The organism is Emticicia fontis, assembly GCF_054779675.1.
Map to the genome: position 1 here is coordinate 1 of NZ_BAAGXU010000020.1, position 15,060 is coordinate 15,060.

Below are 15,060 nucleotides of genomic sequence, written 5' to 3' on the forward strand. Positions count from 1 at the left end.
TATAGACTTACCAAAATCTATGCTTAACTTTATTCGCCCCACAGGTTTTAGGCTTGACCCAAAGTTGGGGCCAATACTATTGAATGAATCAAAGCTTCCCTTTTCGACCTGATCCCTAGTCTGCACCATTGAACAGATGTTTGTAACACCTAATAACCATTTTTAAGGGCTCCTTTATGTCAAAAATGCTTCAGATTTAGCAATTTTATTACTGATTGAATTCTATTTAATCATTGCGATTGTTATTATTAGACCCAGAACAATTTACAAAATCCATATACACACTGCTTCACAGAATTAAATTTAATTCATAAAGTACTCAACCCTTAAATCTAGTCGATTTTCCTCCTATTCTGTCCAAACATAGAAAACCTAAGCTTTCATTTTACTATTCTTTACAACTTTGCAAATTCAAGTATGGCTAAACTCATAGTTGAATAAGTCATGTTAATTTTTTATTTTCTCCCTCAAATTGGAATATTTTTTGCATATGATTAAGCTACACACATGGAAATTTAAATACTTCTGATAAAAGTAAAGCCATGAATGTTAATCAAAAATCTACTACTATTATGATCAAAACCAACATCCCTCATTTTTTTCTATCGTGTTTAACAGGTATTATTCTATTTTGTTCAAGTTGCGTTAAAATGGATATTGCTAAGCAAGAACCAGTAAAGGAATCTCCAAAATTATTTACAGATGGTGCAACAATTCCTACAGAGTTTAAATGGTCATCCGTGAAATCCATGGATTTTAAGGTGGCTGTCGATGATAAATTTAACGGAAAGTATTTTTATCGTGTAGAGTTATATGATAATGACCCGAAACTGGGTGCAAAGGCCAATTTGTTAAGTGCAGGTATGGCAAAAAAAGGACAAGATTTTACTGGGAAGATCGTAATACCTACATTATTGCAATATGTGTATCTTAAGCAGACTTCACCAGTTGGGATCCCGTCTGTTACTATGTTAAAGGTTGCTGGAGTTACTTCATTAGTTGCCTTCCAGAATCCCTCACAAAATAATCTTAGAGAAGATAATATACGTGGAATATCTACCTCTAATAGCATATTTTCTTCTGCCAGAATGGCCTCACCAACCGACGTTGTGGTTCCTCCTGCAGCATTACCATTGACTGGTGGTGCAACGGTTGTAGTAGAGTCTGGTAAATCTTATGTGATTAAGGCCGGAATAACTTTTACAGGACAAATTGATGCTAATAACGGCACAAATGGTGCTAAAATATATGTAGAAGGAACGTGGTCTAATCGTAGCTATACAATTACACTTGGCAATAATAACGCGCTTTATACTACTGCTTCAGGTAAACTTGACTTAAACAATGTAGTGCAGAATACGGAAGGTGCTTTCTTAAACTATGGCACTGCTGTTCTGGCAGATTTGAGTACCTCAAATGAGGCTTTATATGTAAACTATGGTACTTTATCAGCCACAAAGGCTACTTTCTCTAATGGTAGCTTTACTAATTATGGTACGACCGTATTTCAGAACCTGACAAGTACTACCGCATCTACGAAAATCCGAAATGAAGGAAGTTTGACAGTAACAACGGCAAATCTTACAAATGCTACACTGGATGCAGCCTGTTATACAAAAATCGGAACACTAACTACTAATAGCGCAATTGTGAATGTAACTGATAAAGCTATATTGAGTATCAATAATGTTGATGGTGCCGGAACGCGATATAACCTTGCTTCTGGCGGTATTCTGGAAGTAACCGGAACAGCTAAATTTAATAGTAACAGAAACTATATGGCTGGCCCGTCGACAGGTAAAGCATTGGCAAGATTGAAAAAGGTAGATGTAGCAAACCAATGGCAGGCAATTACGTATTCAGGAAGTCTGGAAATTGCTTGTTCAGACCATACACCTAATGAACAATGGAGTACGTATTATATCATTGAAAGCCCGGCAACTATTGTGCCTTATGATAAATCAACAGTCGTGATTGCCGGTACAACCTGTAATGCAGGCGGAAATAATGATAAAAGCGCTGGTACTACCCCTACTGATCAGACTGTAACGGATATTGATCTTGGAACCTACTCATATGCATTTGAAGATAACTGGCCTCAATTGGGTGATTATGATATGAATGATGTTGTGGTTAGTATGAATATCATTAAGACTCAGAATTCAGCTAATAAGATAACTAAGGTGACATTGAAAGGAAACCTGCTTTCTGTCGGAGCTAATAAACGCAATGCAGTTGCTGTTCAATTGGATGGTATTCCTACCGCAAACGTAAAATCGGTTACTTATTCACGTACGAATTTAGTGGGATCTGTTTTAAAACTAGGTTCTAATGGTGTAGAATCTGGACAAACTTATGCAGTAGCAACCATTGCTGATGATGCACATAAAGCTTTCGGTGTTTCTGATACACCATTTATTTCTACGCAAAATGGCGGTAGCTACAAACCTGTAGATGTGGCGATTACAATAGAATTTACTACACCACTGGATAATTTTACCTATCAGACATTAAATATGTTTATTGCAAATACCAGCCAAAACAGTAGCGGACGAAGTGAAGTACATATGGTTGGCTATGCTGCGACAAATCTAATAGATAAAAGCTTGATTGAGAGCGCGACAGGTAGTAAATTATCAACTACAGATCCATTCAAATCGGTTAATAATGAGCCATGGGCATTGAGTGTTCCTGTTATTTTTACTTACCCATTGGAATCAAAGAATATTAAGGATGTATATCCTAAGTTTGGAAGTTGGGCAACAAGCGGAGGTACGAAAGATATGGATTGGTATTTAGCAAAATAATTACTAAAATATTTTAATCTATTTATAAATGCCTTTTCCTGCTGTTTGCGGGGAGAGGCGTTTTTATTTATGGGTTAAAATATCAAATTGTTGGTTGCCACAAGAATAAAAGTAAGCTAATCAAACCATTTCTTTGCAAAATTTTGTTATTGTATTGGTTTCCTAATTAAATCCTCTTTTTTCCAGAAAAATCCCCGACATCATCGCTTTTAATAACCTATTAATACTCAGTGTATCTGTCAGTTTTCCATTTTTGATTAATACAAAAAGGGTTTTAAGCTTATTTATATCGATAAGATGAACAAACCTTTGGTTTTTGGATAATACACTTATCCATTCTTCCATTTGTGGCAAATCCTGCTGTATTCTGAAATAAATATCTGCTGATTGCTTTCCTGTTTTCGTTTCACGCAAAACCATTTGAGGTAATCTGCCTTGCATAACTTTGCGTATCAGCGCTTTGTTTTGTCCTCTTGAGTTAAAATGTATCTCGTTTGGTACAGATAAACAGAATTCCAGTAGGCGGATATCGGCGGTGGGATCTCTGTAACTAAAACCGTAATAATTACTTATTTCTCCTATTAAACGATAACGGCGGCAAAGGTCTATTAATTTAAGCATATGATGCTGATGATTATTTAAAGATACAGAATACATATCTGGATTATTCTCTATATCTTCATAAATTCCTGATTCTTTTAAGGCATCCTCATTTACTACTCCATCATTAATTTGGAAATTTATACTTTTAGTATGCCGACGTTGAGTAAGAAATTTATTTAATAACGGACTTACCAACTTTTTTTTTAAAAAAAGCTGAGGGCTTGAAAGGTAATAAGGATGATAAAAAGGTAGTAAATCCGCGATTCCTTTATATGACATCCCCGCGTTGCCATTCTCGCCGGATAATAAAACGCCGAATCCCTGATGAGAAACATTCTCATATAAATCAATAAACCAATAAGCATTACTGGCACCGTGAATAATATTATCAAACGCATCAATAAATTTTTCTATTCCCTTCAGCGGTGAAATACTCCTTGAAGTGAGTTTTACCGAATGAATATTTGGCATTGCTGAAGCATTTGCATCAATGTAGGGTGTTTCATCAAAAAAAACATTTTTTGTCGGAGGGGGTAATTTATCGGGAAATTGAGGAATATGGCTAAATGTAGTAAGCCTGGCTTTTCCTAATAGCTCAGCAGCCAGGATACTGACTGTACCTGAATCGAAGCCTCCGCTTAGCATAGAAGCAAATGGCCTATTACTCCTTAGCCTGCATCTGATTGACTCTCTGAGTATTTCGAAAAATTCATCGGTATAGTCCTGCAAATTGTGATAATTTCTGAGACTTATATTTTCGGGAAACCAGTATTTCTCAAATTGCAATTGCTTATTCCGATAGCTCAGCGTATATCCGGCAGATACTTTATAAATAGAGTCGAAAATTGTTTCATGTTTTTCTTTACGATTCCATTGGCATAGCCTGCCTACAATAAACTTATGATTGGGCTCAGGTTTTGACAGATGAATAAGATGCCTGATTGACGAAGAAAAAGCAAAGATGTTCTCATCCTGATAAACATACAGAGAGGTATAACCATGCTGGTCTCTGGCCAGAAAAATATCCTGGGTTCGGGCATTGTAAGCCACAAATGCCCAATCACCTATCAGCTTATGAATGCATGCTCCTGACCACTTTTTATAGGCTTCATAAATCAGGTGTGAGTCTGGGCAGGAGGGTGGTAGATTCAGAATAGCGGATAATTCAGAACGGTTATCAATCCTTCCCTCTGAGACGAAGAGCAGTTCGTCGGAATAATGAATAAACGATTTCTCTTCCTGATCAGAGATGCCAAATTGAGCATTCCTGCAGGAAATTTGTTCGAATACTCTACTATTAAAAGGCGGTTCTAAATTTAAAAAAAAAGAATTTACCTTTTGATTTACTAACTCAGAAGAAAGGCTGACTAAGCCAAGAATCATGACTGGCTTCCTCCGAGATCACCATAAGCTCCATTACTAAGATTAATCTCAAAGGTAGTAGACTGAGGTTTTATCCACTCTTTTTTTTGATTCGCTTCAGATGCTGAGATTTGTTCAAGCTGTGAATTTTCGTCCATAATATTAATCGTTGAGTTATTATAGTATTTCGGGGTATATGAAAAAAAAGTTTACGTTTTGAATCAGAATTATTCAGAAACAACGCTAAAAAAAATTATCAAATCAATACCAAACCGAGGCCTTTAAATAGATTTTTAGAATGGGTTAATTGCAGTGATTTTTGTCATTTCCCGGTTTCTTTTGCCCAGGTATCTTTCAAACCAACTGTGCGATTGAAAATTAACTTATCCGCAGATGAATCTTTATCCAGACAGAAATAACCCTTGCGCAAAAATTGAACTCTGGTTCCTGCGGTTGCTTCTTTTAAAGAAGGCTCTACATAAGCCGTAATAGTTTGTAAAGAATCACTATTGATATATTCTTTAAAATCACCTTCTTCATTACTTGGGTCTTCTACTTTGAAAAGCCTGTCATATAATCTAACTTCTGCTTCAATCGCATCGGCAATGGATACCCAGTGAATCGTACCTTTTACAGATATACCCGAAGTATCTTGCCCACTCTTAGAGTTTTCTATATATGAACAATGAAGCTCAATTACTTCACCATTTTCATCTTTAATTACCTCATCACATTGAATAATATAGGCGCTTTTCAAACGCACCATTTGCCCTGGAGCCAAGCGGAAATATTTTTTGGGTGGATTTTCTAAGAAATCTTCTTTCTCAATATAAATTTCCCGGCTAAACGGAATATTACGCGTACCTCCCTCAGGATCTTCTGGATTATTTTCAGTAGTTAAAATCTCCGATGATCCTTCAGGATAATTCGTAATTATTACTTTTAGAGGGTCAAGCACGGCCATCACTCTGGCAGCGGCTTTATTCAAATGTTCTCTGATACAAAACTCCAATAGACCTACGCTTATCAGGTTATCACGTTTAGCTACACCAATTCTCTCACAAAAATCACGGATAGCCTCTGGTGTATAACCCCTACGACGCAAGCCCGAAATAGTAGGCATACGAGGATCGTCCCAGCCATTTACATGACCTTCATTAACCAATTGGAGAAGCTTACGCTTGCTCATCACTGTATAGGTCAGATTCAAACGAGCAAACTCATATTGTTTCGATGGGAAAATCTCTAAATTCTCAATGCACCAATCGTATAATTCACGGTGAGGAACGAATTCTAAAGTACAAATAGAATGCGTAATGCCTTCAATAGAATCTGATTGTCCGTGAGCAAAATCATACATCGGATAAATACACCATTTATCGCCTGTACGATGATGTTTCGCAAATTTGATGCGGTAAATGATAGGGTCACGCATCAACATATTCGTTGAGGCCATATCTATTTTTGCTCTTAATACATGAGTGCCTTCTGCAAATGCACCATTTTTCATTTGCTCAAATAAGCTCATGTTCTCCTCAATGCTGCGATTTCTATACGGGCTGTTGATACCTGGTTCTACAGGAGTACCTTTCATAGCTGCCATCTCTTCCGAAGTACTATCGTCTACATAAGCCAACCCCTTATTAATCAGTTTTTTAGCAAACTCATACAATTGCTCGAAATAATCGGATGCATAAAATTCATTGGCCCAGTTAAAACCCAGCCATTGTACATCATTTTTAATTGATTCTACATATTCTGTATCTTCCGTAACCGGATTTGTATCATCAAAGCGCAAATTTGTTTGTCCACCATATTTCTGGGCAGCGCCAAAATTTAAACAAATAGATTTTGCATGCCCAATGTGAAGATATCCATTGGGTTCGGGAGGAAAACGAGTCAATACTCGTCCATCATATTTTCCTGATTCGAGGTCATTTTCAATGATTTGCTCGATAAAGTTTAAAGATTTTTCTGTCGCTTCTGCCATAATCAATGGTGGTATTGTTGCTATGTCTGCGAATTTAATATTTTTTTATTGTAAAGAATTTGAGTTTTATGCCTTAAAATATATTTTATTTATTAAATGTTAAAAAAAATTGGAATCATTATATTTTATATTATTCTTTAATGCTATATCAATTGGGTATTTATAAGCAATAATCTTGCGAAAAGCCGGATTAGTATTAGTATACAATGACCTTGCTTAAGATTATCCTAAGAATGCAATAACTACCAGACAAAAAATATACACCGCCAAAACTATGCTTCGCCAATGCGGCTTTAGTTTTTTTGAAGACTCACCAACCCATACTGGCCGTCGGCGACTGGCTGTCCGCGACTGGCCATTTTACTAAAACTTATGTTATTACATGACAAGATAATTACTATCTATTCTCAACAGTCTGATTTTATTAAAAATCTCGTTGAACACTTTGAAAATACAAGTCAAAGTCGGAAATTTAGAGAACGCTTAGTATTGCATTATCATTCGAAAAACAGCTATTAAAAAGGTAGACGCTACGGTGACTACCTTTTTGCCAGAAGACAGCAGCGCAGGGATATTGTACTGTTTATCAATTGAGATTCCCGGGATACAAGGCAGCCGCAAGGCAGCCGCAAGGCGTCATTTTATAGTTGATCAATTTATACGAATAATAGCTTAAAGCATTTAAAAAATTAGAGCCGTAGCATTTGAATCCCAGATTTAAGAATAAAGATTATTGGTAGCTCTGACTTTTGAGGCATTTTGAATTTTTGTTTTTTCAATTGAAAATCTAAACAACTTTTAAAAAAAAGCCAAATAAAACAATTTGTTAATTCTATTTGATGTATTTTAAGCATTTGTTTAACTACCATAAAATCTTTTCTTTATGAGTCTTAAGGCCACAGCTAATCGTTTTTTTTCTAATAAATATGTAGCTCTTGCTATTACTTTGGTTATTTTTATTTTATGTAGTTTCCCAAATACCAGTCTTCCGGTTATTTCTAGCCTTAGTGATAAAACAGAACATTTTCTAGCGTTTGCCGCATGGGCTTTTTGTTGGCAGGGCGCTTTTGGTAAATATACCCAAACTATACTTTTGGGCTTTCTTTATGGAATACTGATAGAATTCTGGCAAGGCATTTTACCTGAGTCATTTCATAGGAATTTCGATTGGTATGATGCTTTAGCTGATGGCATTGGCGTAGTTATAGGAGTTGCTATATGGAAAATCAAGAGCCTGCTGAACTTATAAAATATCGTCACTTAATTGCCTGTTCATGATTGGGGTATTAATTCCTCATTTAGCTATTACGTATATTTTGAAGCCTTTATTATCAAGGTATGGAACGCTTTTTTCATAAGTATCAGGGATTGAACCCCTTATAAACTTTACTATTATGAAAAATTTCGTTAGCACTTTGATGCTATTGTCGTTGTTTACAACGGCAGTCACAGGTCAGTCCCAACGAGGTACTACCAAACGTTTCAGCCAGGATTTTGTACTTCAAAATACAATATCTGCTTCTACGCCGATGTTACATGTATTTACTAATTATGAGCAGATGAAGTATTTCTTTAAACCTGCTATCATTAATGATGCAAATGCTGCTCCGGTTATTAGTAGCAAAGATTTTGTAAATCATTTTGTAGTGGCTATATCAGGCGCAAAGTCAAGTAAAACCAAGCCTGTTATTACGACCGTGCAACCTAAGAATAATAGCTTATATGTATACTATGAAGAAGTAAAATCTTTGGATGACGATAAATCGGCAGTGATGGCAATAGGAAAAGAAGAATTTAAAGAAGTTGTGTTTGTAGATAGAGTTTCTAATAACCAGAAGCGAATCTACTATAATGATGTACCTCCAACAGTCTCCAAGATTGTATTATCCTATTTAGATATGCCAGCCTCAGATGCATATAAACATGAATACCAGATTTCGATAGATGAAATGGGTGAGGTGATAGTGGTAAAAGATGAAAATGGTGAGATTACAAACCGAACCAATTTTACGGTTCCAGAAAAAACTTTTGAAAACTTGTTAGCCAGTACAGTCAATCTGGATAATGGAGGTGAGAAAGTGGACAGAAGTTTGATTAGAGGTAAAAATTATAGAGAAATATTATTATTGGATGATTCTAATCGGGTAGTTTATTCATTAACCTGGGATAATAAAAATCAGGTAAGTGAATTGACTCAGAAATTTGTACAGGCAATTGAAAACCTGGTACCTGAAAGAGCTATTAGCTTTAACAAAACCAGAGAAGCAGAAGTTGCCAGAAATTAACAGATAAATAATAGATTTTAGCAACTAGGTTTATTGACCATTTAAACTCATACAACTATGGAAAACGAGAAAATAGTAAGAGAAGTGAATTATATTATTATTCACAATCTAGATGCCCAGGAAGCATATACCGATGCAGCAGGCAATGTGGAAAATGACAAATTGCGCAAAGCAATGCTCGATGAAGCAGACAGGAGAGGAAGTTATGCAAGAGAACTACAAAGAGAGATTCAGAACTTGGGTGAGGATGTGGCTGAAGATACAAGTATAGAAGCTGCTTGGCGTAGAATCTGGCTTGATCTTAAAGGGATATTTACTACAAAAGATGATATAACTATTGTAGATGAATGTAAAAAAGCAGATGATGAAATGATTATTGCCTATGATACTATATTGCAAATGGGAGATGGCTTTTTGCCTTCACGCGTATACAATATTATTAGCAAGCAAAGAAAAGAAATAGGCTTGACTTATCAAGCCCTTTTTAAGTTTCACGAATTGCAGGTTGAGCATTAATCAGGGTTTAAAAACAATCTTCCCAGTTTGTACTTTCTCAATTTCGGCTCTGTTCATTAGTTCAGCACGCGCCCCCCCCTCTACGAAAAGGCTGGCCTGATCGGCATAGTGTTTACTCATGATATTACCAGACTGGCCTGTTGGTAATACGCTTCTGCCGTTTTCAGGCTTACCAAAGTCAACAATGCGACGTAGAGCGGGACCATAACTTACTTCATAGATTCCTGTAGAATCAATCGGAAAATCCAGGTTATTAATGGTTTCTCGCCCACCCGGAGCAGGAAATGGTCCGACATTGAAGAATTTACCAACGACAGGCAAGATGCCTAAAGGGTGCTTATGAGTAAGCGTATGTACTTTTTTCCATTGCCATAGGTCTATATCTTTGCCTAATTGCTTTTCAAGACTTGCTGCTGCTTCATTCAATGATTTAGTCAGCATTTGTCGGCGAGTTTCTCGTTCTTTAGTATGAATATTATCCCACCATGGCGAATCCTCTTTCTTGATTAAGGCAATCATATTTCTTTTAAAATTGGCATTATGTTCAAAAGCCTTAAAAACCTCGTCTCCTAATTCGTCCTTAACCGTATTCACAAAGATATAATAAAGGAATCTATAAAAGATAGTGGGTTCTACCTCTTCCAAACCATGTGTGCCCTCCCATGGAATAAGTTTTTCAATAGATTTTTTGGCCAATGGTGATAGTTCTTCGGCAAAAATGATAGGGATAATATCTTTCAATAACCCTTTATAACTTGGAGAAGTAATATCATTGATTACCTTACGAACTTCTTCCGGTGTCCAGTCCTTTTTATCTGTAAATAATAACTGTTCAATACGTTTGGCTCTATTTCCGGGTACATAATATCCCGGCACAAATCCAGTTCCCATATCAGCAGGCTGATTATTAGCTGTATATAATACACCTCGTTGAGGGTTCATAATCTGTGGATTTTGTGAAAAGTCATACCATCCTGCTGGATCATCATTACCTGTAGAACCATCTAAAATTACCATAGGGTTCACATGAGGTGGGCGCTTAGGTAATTTTGCCGCCGCCCACCAGGCAATATTTCCTTCAGTATCGGCCCACATAAAATTCAGCCCTGGCGCAGCTAATTTACTAACGGCTCTGCTGGCGTCTGTTGCATTTTTTGCATGAGCCATATCATAGAAAATTTCTAAAAAATGACTTGGAAATTGGTTAAATACCCACCACATGGCAATAGGTTCTTTCTGATCAGCCATTTGATCAAAACTATCATTCATCAAAATTCCGTGACGAGAACTTTTGATTGCGATTTTTACCTCTGCCGCATCTTTTACTTTGATTGTTTCTTGGTATACTTTCAAATCTTCCCAATGGTCTTTATACCACACTTGATTCGGATTCTTTGGATTTGCTTTTTCTCTGAAAAAATCCACATCATCATTCTCAAACATGGTCAACCCCCAACCACCATATTGCGAATGCCCTAAAGTTGCCAGAGGTGTTCCTGCCAGAAAATTGCCATAGAATTTGAAGTTTGGGCATTCAAGATGTGCTTCATACCAAACCGATGGTTGAGAAAACCCGATATGTGTATCATTAGATAAAATTGGCTTTCCTGATTTTGTTTTAGTACCACTAATCACCCAACCATTAGACCCATGGTAGGGTGGGAAAGGAGCGGCGTGCTCAATAATGGCCAATTGATTAGCCATCATTGCTAAAGTTTTAGCCACCTTTATAGTCGAGTCTTTTGTTTGTACCGGAATAGTGGGCTCGCCTTTTGGCCACTGCGACCAAACGTCTTTCAGGTATGTATCACCATATTTACTATAAATAAGTGTAGCAATAGATTCAGACCTGAACGCTTCGGCAAAAGTAAAACCCATATAGCCTGCAATAAGATACGTATCTTCTAACGTAAAAAGAGTTTTCGGAATATTTGCCAAAGAAAACTCAAGCGGTGTTTTACCTTGTTGGATATATTCATTAATACCTTTAATATAGGCTTGTGAAGCTTTTACATAAGGTGCCTCAGGACTTTTCTTTACCAGAGAGTCAATTGTCCATTTAGCATGTTTGCGAAGACCTAATGTACGGAAGAATTTATCTGAGGGCACCGCTTTCTCCCCAAAAAGTTCAGCTAATCTACCATCGGCTAATCGTCTTAGAAGTTCCATTTGAAATAAACGATCTTGTGCATGTGCATATCCGAAAGCATAAAATAAATCCTCTTCGTTTTGCGCATAGATGTGTGGAATACCATAGTCATCATATAAAACCTCAACTGGGTTTTTAAGGCCTTTCAAATGTAATTCGGCATTCAAGTCAGGCTTGAAACTGTTAAGCCAGAGGAAAATGCCAATTCCTGCCAAAACAACAAGTATTAATATGCCAATCAGTATTTTTTTGAAAAGTTTCATAGATGTAGAGGTAAAGGTTTGTTGGACAATAGTCGAAGTTGTCTAGAGTTATTTGGGTTTAAATAAATAAGGTTGACAAGTGTTAAGTTTGTAATCACTACAAAACAATCAAAACACTATCAACCATATTCAAATTAACGAAAAAAATAATTAATTGTGAACTCATTTCTCATCTAAGTGAAGGACACAAAGAGGGCCAAAATGTAAAGTAAGTTTATGGCTTATTGTGCGGGCAATTTTCAAACGTTTAAAGACTGGTTGACAATGGCAAAAATTACCCATCACGGATTTATTTGGAAAACATAGAATTAGCTGGTAGACAGTGTTTTATTATTATTCCAAGTGGACTGGGCGTTCCCGTGCAAGAACGGTTCGTGGTATAAATTATTTACAGCTTTACTGAACTATAATCGGCACCTATTAAATATGTCAAGTGTAGCTCTTGATGGCTCTCATACCTTAGTAAAAGAGGTGGTTCTGAAGTTAGCTATCAAGGGAGAAAAGTGGTAAAACAACTAATTTCCTTCTTTTGACTGACAAAAAGGGTATTTCTCTTGGATGTTCAGAAACTATTAGTGGTCAGCATAACGATTTATTTGAGATTGAAAAAAATGTCAGCAAAATATTAAATACCCTAATTGATGCTAAAATTAATTACAAAGGATTATTTCTGAATGCTGATGCGGGTTTTGATAGCTTGTCTCTAAGAGGTTTTCTAAATCAGCATGAGATACACGCTAACATTGATCATAACAAAAGAAATAAAAAAGAAGACAATTAAGATGGCTATTTAGTTGATGAAGAGCTATATAGGGACGCCTAGTTAAAGAACGATTCGTTATTGAAAGAACTCATGCTTGGCTAGATGGATTTTAAAATTTACTCATTAGATATGAGCCTAATGCTAAGCACTGGCTAGGGGTAAATTATTTTGCATTTACTACTATTATTCGAAGAAAAAAGTATCATTTGAAATAAACTTTAAACAACTTCATAGTAAAATCTTGAGAAGTGGAAAAAATGATTTTAATAATTGTTGTGCTTGTTAGTTCAGTTTGATTGCCTTACAAAGCTAAAATAGCTAAAATTAAAATAAAATCCCTAGAAGTAGTGATTTTTTTAAATCTTTGGTTGACCATATTTACATGGAAGGAATCTTCATAATATTTTGATTGCATTTCAAAATTCGTTTACTATCTTTGGTTGTCATCAATAAAAACCAAAGATTATTATGCTGAGTCGTGTTGCCAATTCAATTTATTGGATAAATCGCTATATAGAGCGAGCAGAGAACTATTCCCGTTTTGTGAGTGTAAACTTGCATCTTGCCCTCGATGCCCCTGGTATTTTAACAGAGCAATGGGAGCCTCTATTAATTGCTACTGCTGATAACTATGGTTTTTATGAGCATCATAGTCGAGCCAATCGAAACAATGTGATTGATTACATGACATTTGATAAACGTAATCCTAATTCTATCTATAGCTGCCTGTCTGCAGCTCGTGAGAATGCACGTACGATACGGGAAAGTATTACCAAAGAAATGTGGGAGCACATCAATATTTTCTATCTGAAAATTAAAGAAACACAATCAGCTAAAAACTGGGATGTGGAACAACTCCAACAATTCTTTACCGAAATAAAAGATGGTTGTCAGCTTTTCTGGGGAATTGTTGATTCAACAGTAACCCGTAATGAAGCATTCCATTTTGGTCGTATGGGGCGTTTCCTAGAGCGCGCTGATAAAACCTCCCGTTTTTTGGATGTACGTTATTTTACACTATTACCTGACGATGAAGCTTTCGGATCTCCACAAGAACTGTTAATCTGGACATCAGTTCTGAAATCGGTAGGAGCATTTAATATGTATCGCCAGGAGCATCGGGTTATTAATCCTTCACATATTGTTGAGTTCCTGATTTTAGACAAAAGCTTTCCGCGTTCTGTTTTTTATTGTATTCGTCAGGCTGAGCTTTCTCTATACGAGGTTTCGGGTCATAAAATGACAGAAGGATATTCAAATCCAGCTGAGAAATTTGTGAGTAAACTACGCCATGAAATAGAATTTACTGAAGTAGAGGATATTTTCGAGAAAGCGCTACATCCATATTTAGATGAGTTTCAGATAAAAAATAATAATGTAGCAAAAGCTATTTTTGATACCTATTTTGGTTTAAAACCAATTGAAGATTTTGGATATAAACCGGTTGAACAATAAATTTTAATATTTGGTTATAGTAGTTACTATACTGGCTTTTTATACTTTTGTATTTGTTTTTTGTAAATCGGTAATGAATGCTGCTTTCATTGCTAATAATCGAAGCGGCGATCCGCTCAACCTTATGATATGACTTTTTGTCTTGGAGTAAAAGTTGCTAAAGGGCTTGTAGCCATAGCTGATACACGCATCACTTCTGGAAGCGAAGTTTCTACGAATAAAAAGGTGTTTATTCATCAGTCTAATAATCATTCAATGTTTATTATGACGGCCGGATTACGTTCGGTCAGAGATAAAGCAATAACCTATTTTAAAGAAGTATTAGAACAGCAAGACCATAAATTTGATAAAATGTATAAGGCTGTAAATGCGTTTGGTGATCAGGTGAAAAGGGTAGCGAGCGAAGATAAGTTTTCTTTGAAAGAAGCAGGACTAGCTTTTAACTTGTCTGCATTAATAGGCGGACAGCTTGAAAACGACGATGAACATAAATTATATATGCTTTACCCTGAAGGTAACTGGATTGAAGTTACAGAAGGATCACCGTTTATCATTATAGGGCAATCCAATTACGGAAAGCCCATCTTATATCGTAATCTTAAATATACTACTTCGCTTCAGGAGGTATTGAAATTAGGCTTTTTGGCTTTCGACTCTACGCGTGTCAGCGCTAATGATGTTGATTTTCCGATTGATGTGATTCTCTGTGAAAAGAATAGTTTTAATATGGTTGAACATCGTTATGAAAAACAAGATCTGGAGCAAATTTCTTATCAATGGAATGCACTATTGAACGCTTCTGTACAGAAACTTTCAACTGATTGGATGGAGCCTATCTTTAGCAAATCTTTAGAAATAGGGGAGTAA

Annotated in this window: 10 protein-coding genes; 7 read left to right on the forward strand and 3 right to left on the reverse strand. The window is 36.2% G+C overall.

Translation table 11 applies throughout. The features are described from left to right. Nucleotides 1-650 precede the first annotated feature (650 nt). Nucleotides 651-2,807, forward strand: a complete 2,157-nt coding sequence (locus ACYVFA_RS11295) for an LruC domain-containing protein (protein ID WP_460471925.1) — start codon at nucleotides 651-653, stop codon at nucleotides 2,805-2,807. Nucleotides 2,808-2,969: 162 nt separating this feature from the next. On the opposite strand, the gene ACYVFA_RS11300 is transcribed toward ACYVFA_RS11295, so the two are convergent. Together ACYVFA_RS11300 and ACYVFA_RS11305 are read right to left on the reverse strand one after the other, a co-directional pair. Further along, nucleotides 2,970-4,793 (reverse strand): asparagine synthetase B family protein, encoded by a 1,824-nt coding sequence (locus tag ACYVFA_RS11300; protein ID WP_460471926.1) that lies wholly within the window; start codon nucleotides 4,791-4,793, stop codon nucleotides 2,970-2,972. A 301-nt stretch (nucleotides 4,794-5,094) separates the two neighbouring features. After that, nucleotides 5,095-6,762: a glutamine--tRNA ligase gene (locus tag ACYVFA_RS11305; protein ID WP_460471927.1), complete on the reverse strand. Its 1,668-nt coding sequence runs from the start codon at nucleotides 6,760-6,762 to the stop codon at nucleotides 5,095-5,097. Nucleotides 6,763-7,645: 883 nt separating this feature from the next. Here ACYVFA_RS11305 and ACYVFA_RS11310 point away from each other — a divergent pair. From ACYVFA_RS11310 to ACYVFA_RS11320, 3 genes are all read left to right on the forward strand, one after another. Then, nucleotides 7,646-8,011: a VanZ family protein gene (locus tag ACYVFA_RS11310; RefSeq protein WP_460471928.1), complete on the forward strand. Its 366-nt coding sequence runs from the start codon at nucleotides 7,646-7,648 to the stop codon at nucleotides 8,009-8,011. A gap of 145 nt (nucleotides 8,012-8,156) precedes the next feature. Further along, nucleotides 8,157-9,047, forward strand: a complete 891-nt coding sequence (locus ACYVFA_RS11315; protein ID WP_460471929.1) for a hypothetical protein — start codon at nucleotides 8,157-8,159, stop codon at nucleotides 9,045-9,047. Nucleotides 9,048-9,104: 57 nt separating this feature from the next. Beyond that, nucleotides 9,105-9,563 (forward strand): ferritin family protein, encoded by a 459-nt coding sequence (locus ACYVFA_RS11320; protein WP_460471930.1) that lies wholly within the window; start codon nucleotides 9,105-9,107, stop codon nucleotides 9,561-9,563. On the opposite strand, the gene ACYVFA_RS11325 is transcribed toward ACYVFA_RS11320, so the two are convergent. Next, nucleotides 9,564-11,975 (reverse strand): penicillin acylase family protein, encoded by a 2,412-nt coding sequence (locus ACYVFA_RS11325; RefSeq protein ID WP_460471931.1) that lies wholly within the window; start codon nucleotides 11,973-11,975, stop codon nucleotides 9,564-9,566. A gap of 529 nt (nucleotides 11,976-12,504) precedes the next feature. On the opposite strand from ACYVFA_RS11325, the gene ACYVFA_RS11330 reads away from it, so the two are divergent. The 3 genes from ACYVFA_RS11330 (at nucleotide 12,505) to ACYVFA_RS11340 (ending at nucleotide 15,060) form a co-directional block, all read left to right on the forward strand. Further along, the gene (locus ACYVFA_RS11330; RefSeq protein WP_460471932.1) at nucleotides 12,505-12,756 is read left to right on the forward strand and encodes a hypothetical protein; all 252 of its coding nucleotides are present in this window, start codon (nucleotides 12,505-12,507) and stop codon (nucleotides 12,754-12,756) included. A 450-nt stretch (nucleotides 12,757-13,206) separates the two neighbouring features. Beyond that, on the forward strand, nucleotides 13,207-14,193 hold the full coding sequence (locus tag ACYVFA_RS11335; protein WP_460471933.1) for an alpha-E domain-containing protein: 987 nt from the start codon (nucleotides 13,207-13,209) through the stop codon (nucleotides 14,191-14,193). A gap of 129 nt (nucleotides 14,194-14,322) precedes the next feature. Beyond that, nucleotides 14,323-15,060 (forward strand): peptidase, encoded by a 738-nt coding sequence (locus tag ACYVFA_RS11340; RefSeq protein WP_460471934.1) that lies wholly within the window; start codon nucleotides 14,323-14,325, stop codon nucleotides 15,058-15,060.

Coding starts and splice junctions, on each gene's coding strand:
- ACYVFA_RS11295 (WP_460471925.1), top strand. CDS start 651: ATGGATATTGCTAAGCAAGAACCAGTAAAGGAATCTCCAAAATTATTT.
- ACYVFA_RS11300 (WP_460471926.1), bottom strand. CDS start 4,793: ATGATTCTTGGCTTAGTCAGCCTTTCTTCTGAGTTAGTAAATCAAAAG.
- ACYVFA_RS11305 (WP_460471927.1), bottom strand. CDS start 6,762: ATGGCAGAAGCGACAGAAAAATCTTTAAACTTTATCGAGCAAATCATT.
- ACYVFA_RS11310 (WP_460471928.1), top strand. CDS start 7,646: ATGAGTCTTAAGGCCACAGCTAATCGTTTTTTTTCTAATAAATATGTA.
- ACYVFA_RS11315 (WP_460471929.1), top strand. CDS start 8,157: ATGAAAAATTTCGTTAGCACTTTGATGCTATTGTCGTTGTTTACAACG.
- ACYVFA_RS11320 (WP_460471930.1), top strand. CDS start 9,105: ATGGAAAACGAGAAAATAGTAAGAGAAGTGAATTATATTATTATTCAC.
- ACYVFA_RS11325 (WP_460471931.1), bottom strand. CDS start 11,975: ATGAAACTTTTCAAAAAAATACTGATTGGCATATTAATACTTGTTGTT.
- ACYVFA_RS11335 (WP_460471933.1), top strand. CDS start 13,207: ATGCTGAGTCGTGTTGCCAATTCAATTTATTGGATAAATCGCTATATA.
- ACYVFA_RS11340 (WP_460471934.1), top strand. CDS start 14,323: ATGACTTTTTGTCTTGGAGTAAAAGTTGCTAAAGGGCTTGTAGCCATA.